Annotated in this window: 10 protein-coding genes and 1 pseudogene; 6 read left to right on the top strand and 5 right to left on the bottom strand. The window is 64.2% G+C overall.

Annotated features, from left to right (window positions below; translation table 11 throughout):
- Positions 1–26: 26 nt before the first annotated feature.
- The 3 genes from ACFPTO_RS00625 to ACFPTO_RS00615 form a co-directional block, all read right to left on the bottom strand.
- On the bottom strand, positions 27–572 hold the full coding sequence (locus tag ACFPTO_RS00625) for a penicillin-binding protein activator LpoB (protein ID WP_377708681.1): 546 nt from the start codon (positions 570–572) through the stop codon (positions 27–29).
- Positions 573–677: 105 nt separating this feature from the next.
- Entirely contained in the window at positions 678–4,688 is a 4,011-nt protein-coding gene (locus ACFPTO_RS00620; RefSeq protein WP_377708680.1) for a tetratricopeptide repeat protein, read from the bottom strand.
- Entirely contained in the window at positions 4,678–7,377 is a 2,700-nt protein-coding gene (locus ACFPTO_RS00615) for a polysaccharide deacetylase family protein (RefSeq protein WP_377708678.1), read from the bottom strand. Before ACFPTO_RS00615 ends, ACFPTO_RS00620 begins: the two co-directional genes overlap by 11 nt.
- 686 nt (positions 7,378–8,063) lie before the next feature.
- Here ACFPTO_RS00615 and mug point away from each other — a divergent pair.
- Positions 8,064–8,609: a G/U mismatch-specific DNA glycosylase gene (mug, locus tag ACFPTO_RS00610; protein WP_377708677.1), complete on the top strand. Its 546-nt coding sequence runs from the start codon at positions 8,064–8,066 to the stop codon at positions 8,607–8,609.
- 84 nt (positions 8,610–8,693) lie between these two features.
- Here the strand turns inward: mug and ACFPTO_RS00605 are convergent, their stop codons facing one another.
- A complete protein-coding gene (locus ACFPTO_RS00605; protein ID WP_377708675.1) occupies positions 8,694–9,593 on the bottom strand; it encodes a LysR family transcriptional regulator in 900 nt (299 codons plus the stop codon).
- A 158-nt stretch (positions 9,594–9,751) separates the two neighbouring features.
- On the opposite strand from ACFPTO_RS00605, the gene ACFPTO_RS00600 reads away from it, so the two are divergent.
- Positions 9,752–9,922 carry a hypothetical protein gene (locus ACFPTO_RS00600; RefSeq protein ID WP_377708673.1) on the top strand — a complete coding sequence of 57 codons (171 nt, stop codon included), beginning with the start codon at positions 9,752–9,754 and terminating at the stop codon, positions 9,920–9,922.
- A complete protein-coding gene (locus ACFPTO_RS00595; RefSeq protein ID WP_377708672.1) occupies positions 9,900–10,100 on the top strand; it encodes a copper chaperone in 201 nt (66 codons plus the stop codon). The genes ACFPTO_RS00600 and ACFPTO_RS00595 overlap by 23 nt, the downstream gene beginning before the upstream one ends.
- A 125-nt stretch (positions 10,101–10,225) precedes the next feature.
- Here ACFPTO_RS00595 and ACFPTO_RS00590 read toward each other — a convergent pair whose 3' ends face one another.
- Complete coding sequence (locus ACFPTO_RS00590) at positions 10,226–10,417, bottom strand: hypothetical protein (RefSeq protein WP_296651108.1); 192 nt, start codon at positions 10,415–10,417, stop codon at positions 10,226–10,228.
- 394 nt (positions 10,418–10,811) lie between these two features.
- Here ACFPTO_RS00590 and ACFPTO_RS00585 point away from each other — a divergent pair, with 394 nt between their 5' ends.
- The 3 genes and pseudogenes from ACFPTO_RS00585 to ACFPTO_RS00575 all read left to right on the top strand — a co-directional run.
- A complete protein-coding gene (locus ACFPTO_RS00585) occupies positions 10,812–12,320 on the top strand; it encodes an acetyl-CoA hydrolase/transferase family protein (RefSeq protein WP_377708671.1) in 1,509 nt (502 codons plus the stop codon).
- Positions 12,321–13,094: 774 nt separating this feature from the next.
- Positions 13,095–16,217, top strand: coding sequence for a diguanylate cyclase (locus tag ACFPTO_RS00580; RefSeq protein WP_377708670.1), 3,123 nt, complete (start codon positions 13,095–13,097; stop codon positions 16,215–16,217).
- A gap of 115 nt (positions 16,218–16,332) precedes the next feature.
- A pseudogene (locus ACFPTO_RS00575) lies at positions 16,333–16,485 on the top strand (L-threonine dehydrogenase); the annotation flags it as partial.
- Positions 16,486–16,494: the final 9 nt, after the last annotated feature.

The following is a 16,494-nucleotide window of genomic DNA, read 5'->3' as shown; positions in this document are numbered from 1 at the left end:
GCGGTATTGGGCGGTGTTGGGCGCGTTCAGCCGTGCGCGGCGAGCGGCGCGAGCAGCTTGCCGACGAGGCTCTGCGCCGTACCGCCGAGCGCCGAGCGGCTCCAGCCGCTGCGCGAACCCGTTGCGCTCCAGACGACGCGCCCCGAGGGCAACTCGCGCAGTTCGAACGATAACGCGACGACAGGTTCGCCATCCACGCCGACCTTGTAGCGCCACTCTTCGACGGCGCCGCTCAGGACGAATTTCGCGTGGTGCGCGCGGGCCCATTCGAGGCCCTGTTCGATGCCGGGCTGCGTGGTGGCGTCGAAGGTCGCACCGTTGTCGGCGGCGGGCATGGCCGCCACGTTCGCGAAGCCGTGCTTGCGCAGCGTGTTCGCCGCGATGGCCTGGGCGGCGCGCCCGGCATCGGGCGTCTCCGTGAGATTCGCAAGCGGCAGCACGGCTACGCTGTCCGTCGCAGCGATTGCCGGTGCGGGCGTCGAGTCGACGCTCGCACACGCGGCGAGCCCCAGCATGCATGCCGCGGCCAGCGCGTGCGCCCAGTTCCTGCGGATGCGTGCGATTGCATTCATGTGCGTTCTTCCTTTTCGATTCGTCAGTTGTCTATTGTCGGTTGTCTCTTGGGTCCTACCGGCGGCGTGCGCCGTTCCGCTTCAAATCGCGCTTTAAATCGCGCTTCAATACAGCCAGCGATAGCGCGCGCCGATCAGCGTGACGGCCGTTCCGTTCTGGGCGACTTGCTCGCGCTGGAAATAGAGCGCGGCCTGGTCGCCGCCGAACACCGATCCCGCGATGCCGAGATTGGCGTCCACGCCCCATCCCTGCACGGTGTCGTGCACGATGCCGACGTCCAGATACGGCCGCCACGCGTGCGTGTAGCGCTCGGCCAGGTCGTTGCCGAAGCCCGCGTAGAGGCCGAACTGCGTGTAGCTGTTCGGCATGAACGCGGTGACGCCGGGCCCGGCGGCGCCGGGCGGCACGAGCCGCGCAAGCAGGGCGTCCGGATGGCCGCTGTCGTTGTAGCTGCCGTGCGCGCCGACGAGGCGCAGCGTGTAGTCCGGGTAATCGGTGCGGATCTTGTAGTCGATTTCGGCCTGCTGGACGATGCCCGTGCCGACGAAATTGCGCGCCTGGCTGTAGAAGCGGTCGGCTTCGATGTTCGCGTTGAACGACCAGCGCGAATCGATCTGCCAGGCGAAACCGGCCGTCGCCAGGTCCTTCATGCCGCCGACCAGCAGCGTCTGTACTTCGTCGGCTTGCGCGTTGCGTGCGATCGAGCCCGTGAGCGTAAGCGGCGACGCCTTGCCCGTCGTGCCGTCGAGCCGGAACGTATAGAACGAGTCGAGTCCGTCGCGCCGCCCGAAGGCCGCATTCACGGTTGCATCGCGCGTTTGCCGGCGCAGATAGAACGCTGCCGCGCGGTCGACGCTGTCGACGTTGATGAGCTGCGTCTCGTCGGCGCTGTGCTGGAACCGCTGGCGCGCGGTGAGGCCGATCAGGTAATGGTCGCTCAGCTTGAGGCTTGCCGCGATGGTCTGCTGCACGTAGTCGAGCGGGTGCTCGACATAGCTTTCGACGGATGCGCCAATCGACTGATTCCAGAAGAGCGAGGTGTCGACGAGGCGCGTATGCAACTGGGTGTCGTCCGGCGCGCCGTCGAGACCGGCGAACGCATGCGCTTGCGCGGCGCCCTCGCGGTCGACGAGGCGCTCGGCGTCGATGCGCGAATAGAGCGACAGCGCCGCACCGCGCGTGTCGAGAATCTGCGTGACCTGCCGCGTGTCTTCTTCGGCCAGTGCGATGGTGAGCCGCTCGTTGCGGTCGGCGGCGAGATCGGCTGCGTAGCGGCGCGCGAGCCAGCGCCTGGCCACTTCGTTGCGTTCGCCCGAGAGCGCCCACGCGACGGCGACGTCGCGCGCCACCGCGTGGCGCAGCCGCTGGTACTGCGCATCGCGCTCGTTCGGCGTGGGCAGCGGCGCGACACCTTCGGCATTGCCGAGCAGGCTGGCCGCGGAGGGGTCGTCGGGTGCTTTCGCAGCGGGCGCCGAAAGGGCGTCGAGCAGCCGTGCGGCGGCGTCGCCGTCGGTGAATTCCTGCGCGAGCAGCGCGCGGCGCGCCTGGAGTTGCTGGCGCGCGTCCCATTCGTTGCGCGCGGGCGTCGTGAGGCGCTTCGCTGGCTTCCCTTCGCCTGGTATCCCGGCATCTGGTTTTCCGGCGTCGTGCGTCTCGTGCAGCAGCGCGAGCCAGACGCGCCGCCGCACTGCCCACGCCTGCTCCGTGTGCCCGGCCATATCCTGCGCGTCCGCATACGTGAGCAGCCACAGCGGATCGTTCTGGTTCGAGGCGGCCTGGCGGCGCAGATAGCGTAAGGCGGCTTCCGGACGGTTCAGTTGCATTTCTCCGGCGGCATAAGGGCCCCAGAGCGATTCGTCCTCAAGCGAGCGATTGCGCCAGCGTTCGAGCGCCGCGCGCACTTCATCCACGCTGCCCGCATCCACCGCCATCCACAGGTACGCCGCGCGCGTATCGTTGCTCGCGCCCGACATCGCCACCGCGCGGCGCAGATCGGCGAGCGCCGCGCCGGTGTCGCTGAGCTGGCGCTCATACTCGGCGCGCGCGGCGAGGAATTCCGGGTTGCGCTCGGCGGCCGCGCGTTGCGCGGGTGTGAGCGAGGCGAGCAGCGCGCCCGCTTCATCGAGCGCGTGCGCGGCAACGAAATACGTGAGCGCGTCGTGCAGCGCCTGGACGTCGCCCGTCGAGCGGAAGTTGCGCGTCGCCGTGCGCGCGGCGTCGATCGGATACGGGTAGTAGAAAAAGGTCATCGCCGCGAAATCGTCGGCGGTGGTGCCGGGGCTCAGCAGCAGATGCCGGTAGGCGATGTTGGCATCCGCGTCGTCCTCCAGCAGCCGCGCGAGCTGCGCGTAGGTGCGCCAGTAGAGCGCATCGGCGTCGCCTTCCGGCTGCTGCACGCGCTTGAGCGCGGCGAGTGCGCCCGCGTAGTCGCCGCGCTGATACAGGAGGTTCGCGCTGCGCTCGGCGTACTCGGAGCTGTGCGGCACGGCCTGCTGCAGCGCCTCGTAGGTCGCGAGTGCCGTGTCGAAGTGGCCGCTGCGCTGCGACAGCCACGCGTAGCGGCGCTCGATCTCCTCCGTGCGTGCGCCGTGCGCGCGCGCTTTCAGGAAGGCGAGCCCGTCCTCGGGGCGGCCGAGCCGCTCGTAGGCGGCGATCACGCCGTCGACCAGCGACAAGTTGGCGGGCTCCGCGTCCGACGCACGCACGAGCGACTGCACATAGGCTTCGTCGTCGTGCAGCATGGGCGCCATGCGCTGGACGTTGCGCCAGCCATCGGGGTCGTCGGTTGCCTTGGCGTACGTGAGCCACGATTGCATCGCCGCCATCGGCTCGTTGTGCCATTCCTGGACCTGCGCGAGGCGCTTGCGCCATTCGGGATCGCTGCCCGCGCGCGCGACTTGCTTTGCCGCGACGGTTTCGGCGCCTGCCAGATCGTTCGCTTCGAGAAACGACTGATAGAGCGTGAGGGCGAGCTTGTCGTCCTGCAACGGTTTATCGACTGCTGCGGGCGCCGATGCCGCTATCCGCACGAGCCGTGGCCGTTGCGCGGTCGCGTAATCGATCTCGACGATGCCGCCCGCTGCGCGGTGCGCAGGCGCGGACACAAAGCGGTCGATGCCGGGCAGCCGCAGCCAGACTGCGTGCGCTGCGTGCGATGTTCCGGGGCGGGTGGACGCAGTGTGCGCGGTTGCCGTGACGGTTGGCATGGCGGCGGCATGTGCGGCTGCATGTGCGGCGGCGAGCCGTATCGCGCCAGCCTCGGGCGTACGCTGCGCGACGAACGGCAAGAGCGCGCGCGCGTAGCGTTCGACGAGTTCGGGACGATTGGCCGCGCGCGCGAGTTCGAGCATGACTTCGAGCGTGGCGCGGTCTTTGGCGAGCGCGCCGAGGTGCGCGTCGCCCTGCGCCAGCGCGTCGTCGAGCAGACTGCCCGCCTGGAGCGCGCGCACGGCGGCGATGAAGTCGCGGCGTGCTTCGTCCGTGGTCGACGCCATCGCCTGGGCGACGAAGTAAGCCGATGCCGCCTCGCGGTATGCGCCCGTCGCGAGATCGTAGCGTGCCGCCTCGCGCTGCCAGTGCAGTTTGCGCGCGGGGTCGGCCGCGACGAGCCGTTCGTCGTAGCGCGCGGCGGTGGCCGGTGCGTTCACGGCGAGCGCCTGGGTCGCGAGCCATTGCAGTTGGTCAGCACTCCAGGCTTCCGGAACCATGGCCTTGAGCAGCGCCTGCGCATGGGCGATATGGACCGCGCGGTCGGATGAATGCGGCTCCGCCGCGAAGGCGCGCGTGAGGTCGCAGCGCAGCAGCAGATCGTCGGCGTCGCGGCGCTCGCCGGGCGTGCCGAGCGCGGCGAGCCGTGTGGCGATCTGCTGTGCGTCGTCGAGCCGGCCGAATCCGAGGTACTGGGTGCCGAGCGCCTTCAGGTACGTCGGGTCCTTGGGCGCGCTGCGCAGCCACGCTTCCAGGTAGGCCGTATTCAGCGCGTTCGGCGTGTTGTCCCCGAGCACGCGCGAGCGCAGATGCGCCGCGTTGTAGGTGCCGGCGAACGCCGCCATGAGCGCGATTGTCGCGCCCGCGAGCATGGAGGTCGTGGCGATGCGGGGCCGGTCATTGGCCACAGGCGACCTCGACGGGCTGGTACGTTACCCGCACGCCGGGGACTGCCGGAGTGACGATGCGCAGCGTGTCGCCCTGGCGTTGCGTGGCGAGCGCGCGGCCGCCGCTACTTGCACGGCACTGTGCCGCGTGCGCGATGGCGACGAACGGCTGGTAGTAGCCGCCGAATTCGAAGTGCAGCCCGTGCGCGGTGCGCGTGAAGTTGCGCACGAAACCATTGGCCTGAGCGATGTACGGGAGTGCGCCGTTCGGATCGGACCGGACGAGCGAGAAACGCGCGCTGCCGCCGTCGATATGGATATAGGTGCCGTCCGGGCCCGGTGCGTAGCCGGTGACGCCTGTCGCATCGTTCATGCGCGGCACGTCGCTGGCGGCCCAGTGCAACTCGCGCACGTGACCGTTGCCGCGCACGAGCCATGCGTCGCCCTCGCGCGCGACCGCAAAGGTATGCCAGTCGAGCACCTTGCGCTCGTAGTCGGCGATCTGCACGGGCAGCACCGGCTGCGCGAGCACGGTGCTGAAGATCGTGTCGAGTGCGCGCAGCGACGCGAGCTTGGTGCCGCTGTACATGTGGTAATAGACGTCGATCGGCTTGAAGCGCAGTGGCCGGTCGGTCATGTCGAAGGTTTGCAGCACCTGGGTGAAGCCATAGAACGGGCCTTGCCAGTCGTTCGTGTAGACGTTTTCGTCCTGGTTCGGCGCCAGCACCTGGTACGCGCCCGGACCCTTGTCGATGCCGATGGGCGCGATGTTCGTCCAGCTGTTGTTGTTGCGCGTGATGACCGTGTCGCCGCCGTTGATATTGAATACGCCCGCATCATAGGTGCGCTTCACGGCAACGGCTGGCGGCATGCAGTCGCCGGACCATTGCAGCACGTCCACCTTTTTGCCGGGGGGCGCGAGGCGCGTGTTGATGTACTTGATCGAGCCGAAGATTTCGCGGTCGAGATTGAAGCGATAGCCCGGAATATTCAGCGAGAACGCCGCGTCGGAGCCGCCGCGGTCGGTTTGCCCGCCGCTCTTGCTGTCGACTTCCTCCCAGATGAACGGGTGCGAGTACGTGTGCGTGCCGATCTCGACGTAGGGCAGCGCGAACATCTTGCGCGCGATGGCTTCGAGACGCGGCGAAATCGCGGGATACAGGCCGTCGGGGCCGACTTCGCCTTCGATGACCGATAGGGTCGTCGGGATCGGATAGCGGGTCCAGATGCGCTGATAAAGCGCCTCGCCCGAATAGTCCGGGCCGGGAAATTCGGCGCGCGAGGCGAAGCCGTCGCCGTCCACGTGGCTCATCAAAAGACGCCGCCCGTTTTCGGTCGTGACGCTCGGGCCCGGCAGCGCGGCAAGCCGCAACGTCGACTTCAGGAAGTCGATCGGCTGGATCACCCAGCGCTCCTGGTTGATGCCGTTCAGCGATATCTCGGTGTACTGGTTCAGGGCGAAACCGCCCCACGGCATCACGCCCGCGGCATCCACGCGCGTACCGTTCGCATCGATGCCGAGCAGCGAGCGGCCCGCGCTCGTCACGCGTACGTTGGGCAGATCCCGCGGATCGGGCGCTGGCATCGCTTCGAAGCCGATCATGGGGTCGCGCGCGGCGATCGACAGCGGCCCCTTGAGCGGACCGTTCACTGAGGCGAGTCCTGGAAGCTCGCTCGAATCGCCCGCGGCGAAACCGAACTGGCCGAGAAAGGTGATCGGCACGTGCGCGCTACTGACCTCGCGGAGCCAGTGTCGCCACGCCATCTGGTTGTCGACGTCGCCGTGCTGGATCCACACCACCACGCCCGCATACTGGTCGGGCGTGACGTTCTCCGGCAGCGGGCCGGTAATGTCCGCATACCGGGCTTCGTAACCGAGGTAGTTGAGCGGCGTGGCGAGCACGCGCACGCCCGGCGTGGAGTCGATCTGCTCGTCGGCTTCGCGGTCCTGCACGACCAGCACCTTGCGCGGCATCACCTCGATGCGGCCGATGCCGACGACGTCCTGCGCCGCATCGGTCACGTACGGATCGAGCCCTGCCGACAGCACTTGCTGAGCGGTGCGGCGCGCGCACGCGCGGTCGGTCGCTGGGCAGTATTCGAGCGAGACGACCGGAATGCTGGTCTCGTGCGTGAACGCCTGCGCTGCTTGCAGCGCACCCGGCGCCGGAACGGGCTGTGGAACAGGCTGTGTGGGGTCCGGCGCCGCGTCGTCGGCCTGCGGCGCGCTGAAAAACGGGCCGGACAGCACGGCATAGATGTCCTTGGCGTGCGTGCGCGCCGCATTCAGTGCGTCGTCGCCAGCGAGCACGATTGCGGCGTCGGGATACGCCGCGCGAATTGCGCCGATCGCATCGCGTGCCGCGGGCGTATCGAGCACGAAGCCGTGAAAGCCGCGATTCCAGAGCGGCGCAATTTCCTGCGCCATGAAACCGGCGACCGGTTCACCGGGCTGCGCCGTCGTGCGCGCGATGTAAATCGTATGCGCGAGCGGATGCAAGGCCGGATCGAATGTGCGTGCCGGATCGAGCACGACGGCGTCGAACGCCTGCAACAGATCCATCGGCGGATTGTCGGCGTCGAAAGTGGCGAGATTGATGTGGCGCGGCCCGGTCGTTGCAGCGGCAATCGTGAGCGCCGCCTCGGCAGGCGTTGCACAGGCGACATGCGAATACGCACTGACCGCGATGCAGGCGGCCAGCGTGCGCATTAGTTTGAAACACCCCGTCGAATGTAAAGCCTCTCGCGTAGAGAGCACCATCTTATGTGCAAGACTTGCCAACTTCCGTACCCGGATAAATTGAATCGTCGGAGATCAGATCGACACGCGCCATTCAATCTGTGGTAATGCGGATTTGTCAAGAGACGCCGTTGCGCGCAGGTGCTTGACTCCGTCTATAGGGGGCGAAGTTACCACGAATTCCGGGGGAGTTCGAAGTCATTTAAAACCCTGGGCGTTAATGCGTTGTTTTAGTCAGACGTCGCCGGGGCAAATAAAGAAAGGGTGCCGCACCACCAAAGCTGCTCGCGGTTTCGCACGTTCTGGCGATATAAACTGAACTAGTTTTATAGCAAACGTTTTACCTTTGCAGGTTAGTCCGGTTTTGAAAATGGGTTACCGGATCACGCGGCGGATAAAAGGGGGCAATCAGGGAGGATTTACACGCGAAAATGGTGGCCGATGAATGGTTCTAATGAGCCGCGGTCCACGGAATTACCCGTCGTGTATTCCTTCCGGGTCCGTGAAGCACGGGTGGATCACTGCGTGCCGCCGCCGTGAATCGCTCAATGAATGGCCGCATGCGCGCTCGCGACGGGCGGCTCATCACGTTGACCCGCGCGACTTCAGAGAGGAAGCAAATGTGCAGCCATGATCCAGAACCGGAGTCGGCCAGCATGACATCGATGATGTACACCCATGCGGATCAACCGCTTCCCGACATTATCGAACCCGGGTTGTCGATACTTTTTTGTGGAATCAATCCAGGGATGTCCGCAGCGTCGACGGGGCATCACTTTGTGGGGAGGGGCAATCGATTCTGGCGCGTCCTTCATCGCGCCGGATTTACGGACGAGGAGTTTCGTCCCGAGAACGACCGGCAACTGCTGCGCTATGGCTGTGGTCTGACGACAGCCGTCGCGCGTCCCACGGTTCGTGCAGACGAGTTGTCGAAGGCGGAGATTCACGCCGCGGCTACGCAGCTTGAATATAAGGTTCGACACTACGCGCCGCGATTCATTGCCTTTCTTGGCAAGATGGCGCTCTCCGAAATGTCCGGTCGGCGCACGGTTCAATGGGGCTTGCAGGACGCCGGTTTCGGCGGCGCGCGTGCATGGGTCCTGCCGAATCCGAGCGGCTTGAACCGCGCGTTCAGCCTTGATGCACTCGTCGCTGCGTACCGTGAACTTCGTGTTGCGGCTGAGTCCTCCTGGCAGGACTAGCAAGACGCAATCGTTGTGCGGGCAACGCGGACTTTCGTGAAAGTGTTTCGTTGCTCCTGCCTCGCTGTCGCGCGGCAGGCCGGATCAAGCTGCCGCGATGCGATCCTTGAGGCCCGGCGTTACGAAGTCGAGAAACGCGCGCAGCTTCACCGGAAGGGGTGTTTGTCCCGTATGCACGAGACTGACCGGCAATGGCGCCGCCTCGAAGGCTTCGAGCACGACGCGCAATTCGTTCGCGCGTATAGCGTCTGCCACCTGGTAAGACAGCACACGTATCAACCCGGCGTCCAACCTGGCGGCAGCGATTGCGGCATCCGCCGTGTTGACGGCAAGCTGCGAATGAACGGGCACCGACTGCGCCGACCGGCCGGACCCGAAAGCCCAGGCGCGCATGGATTCGAGCGCCTCGAACGTAATGCACTTGTGCCCGCCAAGCTCGCCTGGTTGCTCCGGCGTGCCATGCGTTGCCAGATAGCGGGGGCTGGCACAGATGACCCGGCGCACTGTTCCGACGCGCTTCGCGACCAACGTGCTATCGGGCAATTCGCCGATCCGTATCGCGACATCGGCGTGCTCGTCCAGCAGATGCACGACGCGATCCGTGAGGATCAGATTGATGTCGATTTCCGGATAGTGCGTGAGAAAATCCGTAATCACGGGCACGACGTGCAGACGGCCAAAGGCAATGGGCGCGGTGACGACGAGTTCGCCTTTGGGCGCCGCGTATTCGCCCGTCGCGGTGCGCTCGGCTTCGCCGATCTCTTCAAGAATGCGCCTGCACGCAGCGACGTATGAGCTTCCGGCCTCCGTCAATGAAAGCTTTCGTGTCGTGCGGTGAAGCAGACGTGTTTTCAGATGCGATTCCAGTTCTCCCACCTTGCGGCTGACTGTGGCCAGCGGCATGTCGAGATTGCGCGCGGCCGCCGAAAGGCTGCCCGAATCGACGACCGCGACGAGGATGGACATGGCTTCGAGGCGATTCATGGAGCCTGCCAATTAATGGAACGATGAATTTCGATCCTGCTGGATTCTCTTTGTTGATGCAAGCGTGTAACTTTGGCATCCTGGTTGGCTGCACAATCGCCGGTGCGATTGGCGCGGCATAGGGAAGGCGTGCGGTATACGGCGCCGGAGCGGCGTTCATGGTGCCGGTCTGGATGGCTGCCGCACTTCTCTTGCTGAAGGGTGCGCCGTCCACTAATCTTTCCTGTGGGCGCCTGCTTGCTGTGCGGTGGTCGCTGATGCGGGACAACCGCCCGATTCGCGCGTCTTTGAAGGGAGACGGGAAAAATGAAGTTCGCGATGAAAACTGAAATCGGGGCAGACGATCGCGTAACGATCGAGCATGCGATGAAGACTGTCGACGCCGACGCGAAAGTCGATCTTGACATTGCCGCACAGACGGTCAGTGTCGACTCGTGGCTGATGCCGGAGGAGTTTCTTATCGCGTTCTATGAGGAAGACTACGACGTGGCTATTGCCGAATGGTAAGTCGCACGAGACTGAAAGCGGTCTTGCGTCGGACAGAAAAAAGACCGAGCCGGCTGCGCTGTTGCAGGCGTGGCCACGCGGCCGCTGTCATGGCGGGAGGCGGCGCATGCGTGCCTGGCATTCCCCTACTGGTGACCCACGTGAGACTTGATCGCCCGCCATGTGGCCTGCCATATCGGCCAGTGGACGTGTTCTGAACCGGCCTGGGTGGCGCGCCAGGCGAGAACCGCAGCCGCGGCGATTACCGCGATAAACACTGCGGGCGCGATCAGCGATCGCCATTCATTTTTCATCGCTGTTTTTGGATCGGTTGCCATCGGGTGCTCTTGTTATACCGCGTCCTGCGGCTTTCTTGTAGCTTTCAACGGTCTTCTCGTGGCTGCTGGGAAGCGGCGTGACACGCGGCGCGCACGCCTGAGACAGACATCCAGTGGGTTGCGCAAGCGTAAAATTGCGCAGAAGGCATTGTTCCCTGAATTGAATTCGGCAATTTAACTGAAATCAAACTGCCAGCGAAAACAATCCGTAAGATGTAGGGCGCTCGCGCCGGTGCGGCGGAGCGCCAGATTGCCCGGCATCGTAAACAGGGAATGCCGGAAGCTGGGCAGGAGACGCGTAAAGTGATGGAAAGGGCGGGCGGCACAGCGAGGTGTCGCCCGGCCCGTGACGTTTAGAAATGTGGCAGAAGCCCTGGAACGGCAAGGAGTGGAAATGGAATCGCGAATTCAGAATAACTCGTTCATATCGAAGGTGATGCCAGCCAGCGAAGCCGCTGCGCTGATTCAACCGGGCATGACGGTGGGTATGAGCGGGTTTACCGGCGCAGGCTATCCGAAGGCTGTACCGGTTGAACTCGCTCGGGTGATCGAGGAGGCTCACGCGCGGGGAGAGCGCTTTGCAATTCGCGTGCTTACAGGCGCATCGACTGCGCCGGAACTTGATGGGGCGCTCGCCAAAGTCGGCGGAATCGATTTTCGTCTTCCGTATCAGAGCGATCCGGAACTGCGCGCCCGCATCAATCGCGGCGAAATCGAGTACATGGACATCCACCTCGGGCAGGTGGCGCAGTATGCGTGGTTCGGCTTTCTCGGCGAAATCGACATGGCGGTGGTCGAGGTTGCCGGCATCCTGCCCGACGGCCGTCTGATTCCGTCGACCTCGGTGGGCAACAACAAGACGTGGCTCGATCTGGCGAAGAAGGTGATCATCGAGGTGAACTCGAATCAGCCGGCCGGACTCGACGGCATGCACGACATTTATTACGGCACGGCGCTGCCGCCCGACCGCAAGCCGATTCCGCTCGTCGCGCCCGGCGACCGCATCGGCGAGCCGTATCTGCGCGTCGATCCCGCGAAGGTGGTGGCGGTTGTCGAAACTCACGCGCTGGACCGTCTCGGCCGCTTCGCTCCGGCGGACGATACCAGCGCGCGCATCGCCGGGCATCTCGTCGAATTTTTCCGCCACGAGATTTCGCGCGGACGCCTGCGGCCGGAGTTGCTGCCGCTGCAGTCGGGCGTGGGCAATATCGCCAACGCGGTGCTCACCGGCCTGCGCGACGGCGGCTTCGAAGGCCTCACCGCATTCACCGAAGTGATTCAGGACGGCATGCTGGACCTGATCCGCACGGACACGATGCGCGTCGCTTCGGCCACTGCGCTCTCGTTGAGTCCCGAGGGCGTCGAAGAATTCCAGCGCAATATCGACCACTATCGCAGCCGCATCGTCTTGCGTCCGCAGGAAATGTCGAACCATGCCGAACTGGTGCGGCGTCTGGGTTGCATCGCCATCAACGGCATGGTGGAAGCGGATATCTACGGCAACGTCAATTCCACGCACGTCGCGGGCACGTCGATCATCAACGGCATTGGCGGGTCGGGCGACTTTGCGCGCAATGGCTTCATGTCGTGCTTCGTGACGCCGAGTACCGCGAAAAACGGCGCGATTTCGTGCATCGTGCCGATGGCAAGCCACGTGGACCACACGGAACATGATGTGACCGTGATCGTGACCGAGCAGGGCCTTGCGGATCTGCGCGGGCTCTCTCCCAAGCAGCGCGCCAAGGCGGTCATCTCCCAATGCGCGCATCCCGACTATCGTCCGCTCCTCGAAGACTACTTCGAGCGCGCCAGCCGCGACAGCGTCGGCAAGCACACGCCGCATCTGCTCGGCGAGGCGCTGTCCTGGCATCAGCGCTATTTGGCGAACGGCCGCATGCGATAACCGTGTGCGCCCCGATGGGCGCACACGCGACGGCGGGCTCGATGGTTTGCGCCCGCCTCGTCGCCCGCTTTGTCGCTCGCCGTTAGCTGCATAAGATTGCGACGCTTCTTCCTCGTAGCGACGAAATAGTCGCTTCGGGGGAGAACACCCAACGGTGGCGTTTGACGCGTGACGTCCTGACGATTGATCAGGATATCTATTCGTTATGAAAAAATAGCGCCGCCAGATTTTGCACGAAAAATGCAATGGCTGCGCATTGGAATTGTCAACGTTTTACCTGGTTTGCGGATCATTTCGTGACGTAACGCAAAACACGCCCCATTTTTTTCTAACATTTTACGCAGAGGCTCCGTTAACCGAACGGGTGAATCGTTTCCCTGTATAACTACGTGCATACGCAACCAGCGTGTGCTTGCATTCATTTGCCGAAGTGACAATTCAGAGGAGAGCGACGAAGCGCCATTGCCGGGAAAGAAGTCTCGCACCGGGATCTCACCCCAGGGTATCGCCCCAGGCTGGCTGGCGGGGCAGGCAAGAAATTGGCATGGACAGATCGATTCAACTGTCATGCGCGCCGGACAGCATCTGGCTGGCGCATCAAAACAGGGCCGCGTGCGCCCGGACGCTCTGGAGGCGAATGATCATGACCGAAGGACAGGTCGATACAACTTTTGCACGAACAGGCGCACGGCGGGTCCGTGCGTCGATGTCGTTAGCGATTCCTCGTGGACACGGGGAAAGTTCGTCCGGCAACAGGCAGGGACTTGAGGTGAAATGGAATTGAACCTGCTGGCGTTGCAGGACGTCATGTTGTCCGCCATGACGGGCAATCCGCCTTTGGGCGAAACGATGTACGTGCTGTGCAGCGAAGTTCAGCGTATGGCGCCCGATGTCGTCTTGGCGGCAGTCAGGCTCGATAGCGACAGACGCATGCGCCCGATCCCGTCCCCGAGTCTGCCGTCCGGTTACGACGCGGCGCTCGACGGCATGCTGGCCGGACCCGAAACCGGAACCTGCGGCCCCGCCATGATGTCGGGCGAGGCAGTGCTCACGCGCGATATTCGCGAGGACCCGAACTGGCGCATGCTCGCGCATCTGGTCGAGCCGCTGGGTCTGCGCGCGTGCTGGTCGCATCCGGTCAAAGATCAAAGCGGTCGGGTATTGGGCAGTCTCGCGTTCTATTTCAGGCAGCCAGGCGAGCCGGGCGACGCTCACGTGAAGCTCGCCGAGGCGTGTCTTCGGTTGTGCTCGCTGGCCTTCGAGCTTGAGGACACACACAGCAGCCTGCAGCGGCTCGCGTATTTCGACGCACTGACCGGATTGCCGAATCGCGGCATGCTCGAACGGGAGGCCGGGCGCATCCTCGCGCAGACGCGCCGTGCGGGTGCGAGCGTGGGTGTGCTGATGATCGATGTCGATCACTTCAAGCGATACAACGATACCCACGGACATCTGGCCGGCGACAAGGCGTTGCGCCTGATCGCCAACTGCATTGCGGGTGGCGTGCCGCATCCGGGAGATATTGCGGGCCGCTACGGTGGAGAGGAATTTTGCGTGGTGCTACAGGACGCCGATCCACGCGAATCGATTGCGGTTGCCGAATCGATCCGGCTCACGATCGAGGAGGAACTGCACGCGAAAGCCCCCGGCGTGAAGACCACGCTGACCGTCAGCATCGGCGTATCGAATTCAGACGAACATGCCGAAGATTCATTCGAGGACCTGATCGAACGGGCGGACCGCTGCCTGTATGAAGCCAAACGTACGGGGCGAAACAGGGTGGTCGGGCCGCGGCTCCGGTCGGAGGACGTTCCGCAAGGCCAGTCCGGCGCGCCGGGCTTCCACGATAGCCGGGAGATGCCGGGCGCGATCCAGCTGGACGAGGTTGCGTATCTGTATGGCGACGATCTGGCGCCGGAGATGGCGGCGCTCGCGGAGGTACTGCAACCTGACGTCGAGATCCTCATCGACGAGTTCTACGAGCAGCTCAGTGACTTGAAGGGCGTGGGCAAGCTGATTCGGAGTCTTGCGCAAACGGAGCTGGTTCATCTGAAACGGCGTCAAGCAGGGCACCTGATGCTGTCGGCATCCGCCGGCTTGACCGCCAGCAAGCATCGCGCCAGCAGCATGCGAGCGGGACGTATACATACGCTCTTCGGCATGAATGCCCGGGATCTCGCGCACAGCCAGGAACTGCTGCAAGCCGTGGTGAGCCGCCGTGTCGATGCGAACACGCATCACTTCGCGCTGGCCGTGCTGTCCCGGCGGCTGAGCCGCTGTCTGACCTGGCAGATAGAAGCGTCGCGGCTGGTGTGGGAAAACTCGCGAGAGGTGTTGCTGCGCACGACCGAACTCGCGTGGAGCGCCACCAGTCACACCGATCTGATCGACAAGGCCGCGACCATCCTCGGTGCGCTCGATGGCAGCGTCGGCTGTTCGTTTGGCCGCCCGGGCGTCGAGGGCATTTTCCGTTTCGAATCCGTTTCCGGTGACCGGCTGAAGGCGTATTTCGCCGACATCGAGGCCACGGATTCCAGCGTGGTCATGAAAGGAGCAGGGCCGCAGGGGCAGGGGCCGACCGGGCGAGCGTGGCTCGGCGGACAGGTCGAGCGCTGCATCAATTTCGAAACCGATCAGAGGATGGGGCCGTGGCGCGAAATCGCACGGCGACACGGCATTCGCTCCAGCGTGGCGATTCCGCTGTGCCCGCCCGATCGCACGCCGAGCACGGTGCTGTCGTTGTACAGCGATTTGCCTGGGGGCTATTCGTCGGCTGAGCAGGCCTCGTTTATCCGCCAGGTGCAGGCGGTGATGACGTTTGCGATTGCACGCGTCGAGAGCGGCTCGCGAACCTCGCAGGCACTGCCGTGGTCCACGCGGCAGCGCTGGGCGGGCCTCATCGGGACATCCGCGCTCGAAATGCACTATCAACCGATCCGGGATCTGCGTTCGGGGCGCGTGGATCGTGCCGAAGCGCTGGTCCGCCTGCGCGACGGCGACGATACGCTGTCGCCCGGCAAGTTCTTTCCGTGTCTGTCGCGTGAAGATTTCGTTGTGGTCTATACGCAGGGGCTGCATCAGGTATTGAGTCAGCAGAATCGCTGGCTGCGCGAAGGGCTCGACATACTGGTTTCGGCCAATCTTCCGGCCGAGGCGCTGTTCGATCCGCGCTATTACGACATCACCCGTGAGGCATTGCGCCGATACGGCAGCCGGCCGCAACGGCTGATGCTCGAAGTGCTGGAAACGTCGGGCACGGGCACGAGCGATTGCGAACGCTACGGTCTGGAAAAATTCAGATCGCTCGGCATCAAGCTGGCCGAGGACGACCTGGGCGCCGGGCACAGCAGCCTGGATCGTCTGCGCGCATTGCCATTCGATGTGATCAAACTCGATCGCAGTCTGATTCAGGGTGTCGAACGCACCCCCATCGATGTGCTCAGTTCGATCTACCAGCTGACCAATCTGTGTCATGCGCTCGGCAAGTCCGTCGTAGTGGAAGGTGTCGAGAGCGTTGATCTGATCGATGCGGTCGCGTTGCTCGGTGCCGATGCGGTTCAGGGGTACGCCGTTGCGCGGCCGATGCCGGCTGCCCGTTTTACCGACTGGATACGGCTGCATGGCGCGACTTACCAGATACCCGACCGGATGTATCCCAGGGGGTACCTCGCGAAGCTTGCGAAGCTGCTGATCTGGGAGTCTCACGTGCAGTTGCTGTTTGGATCGGCGCAGTCCCGCGTACTCGAATTTTCCGATGGGCACACACCGGTCTTGCCGTTCAGAATGATCGATCCTGAATTGCAGACCTCGCTTCTGGGGGCTGCGATGAATCACGGTATTGCAGGCTCGGAATATCACGCCGCTCGCGAGAAACTGATCGCGGTGTTGAGTCGATGACCATGAACAACCTGCCGCGCATGTGACATGTAACGTGCGACATGTGAAATTCTGGAACGGTGTCCCGGGCAGCGTATGTCGAATCAGGGCAGTCGCCGTTTGTCTCCCGCGTGTTATCAACATCCCGTCGGGTCTGGCGGGCCTCGGCGTGAAATCTGAGGATCACGAAGTGATGGCGAGCAACGCGCAGAAAGACGCGTGCGTGCTGACCAATCCGCGCAAGGCAACGCTTGCGCAGGTCATCGCCATTTTCGAAGCGGCCATGTAAGCCGTTTCC

Source organism: Paraburkholderia denitrificans (genome assembly GCF_042655705.1).
GTDB classification, from domain to species: domain Bacteria; phylum Pseudomonadota; class Gammaproteobacteria; order Burkholderiales; family Burkholderiaceae; genus Paraburkholderia; species Paraburkholderia denitrificans.
Note: the sequence above shows the minus strand (reverse complement) of the source record. Positions and strands in the feature narration are given on the sequence as shown.

Coding starts and splice junctions, on each gene's coding strand:
- ACFPTO_RS00590 (WP_296651108.1), bottom strand. CDS start 10,417: ATGGCAACCGATCCAAAAACAGCGATGAAAAATGAATGGCGATCGCTG.
- ACFPTO_RS00580 (WP_377708670.1), top strand. CDS start 13,095: ATGGAATTGAACCTGCTGGCGTTGCAGGACGTCATGTTGTCCGCCATG.
- mug (WP_377708677.1), top strand. CDS start 8,064: ATGACATCGATGATGTACACCCATGCGGATCAACCGCTTCCCGACATT.
- ACFPTO_RS00595 (WP_377708672.1), top strand. CDS start 9,900: ATGAAGTTCGCGATGAAAACTGAAATCGGGGCAGACGATCGCGTAACG.
- ACFPTO_RS00600 (WP_377708673.1), top strand. CDS start 9,752: ATGGTGCCGGTCTGGATGGCTGCCGCACTTCTCTTGCTGAAGGGTGCG.
- ACFPTO_RS00625 (WP_377708681.1), bottom strand. CDS start 572: ATGAATGCAATCGCACGCATCCGCAGGAACTGGGCGCACGCGCTGGCC.
- ACFPTO_RS00615 (WP_377708678.1), bottom strand. CDS start 7,377: ATGCGCACGCTGGCCGCCTGCATCGCGGTCAGTGCGTATTCGCATGTC.
- ACFPTO_RS00585 (WP_377708671.1), top strand. CDS start 10,812: ATGGAATCGCGAATTCAGAATAACTCGTTCATATCGAAGGTGATGCCA.
- ACFPTO_RS00605 (WP_377708675.1), bottom strand. CDS start 9,593: ATGAATCGCCTCGAAGCCATGTCCATCCTCGTCGCGGTCGTCGATTCG.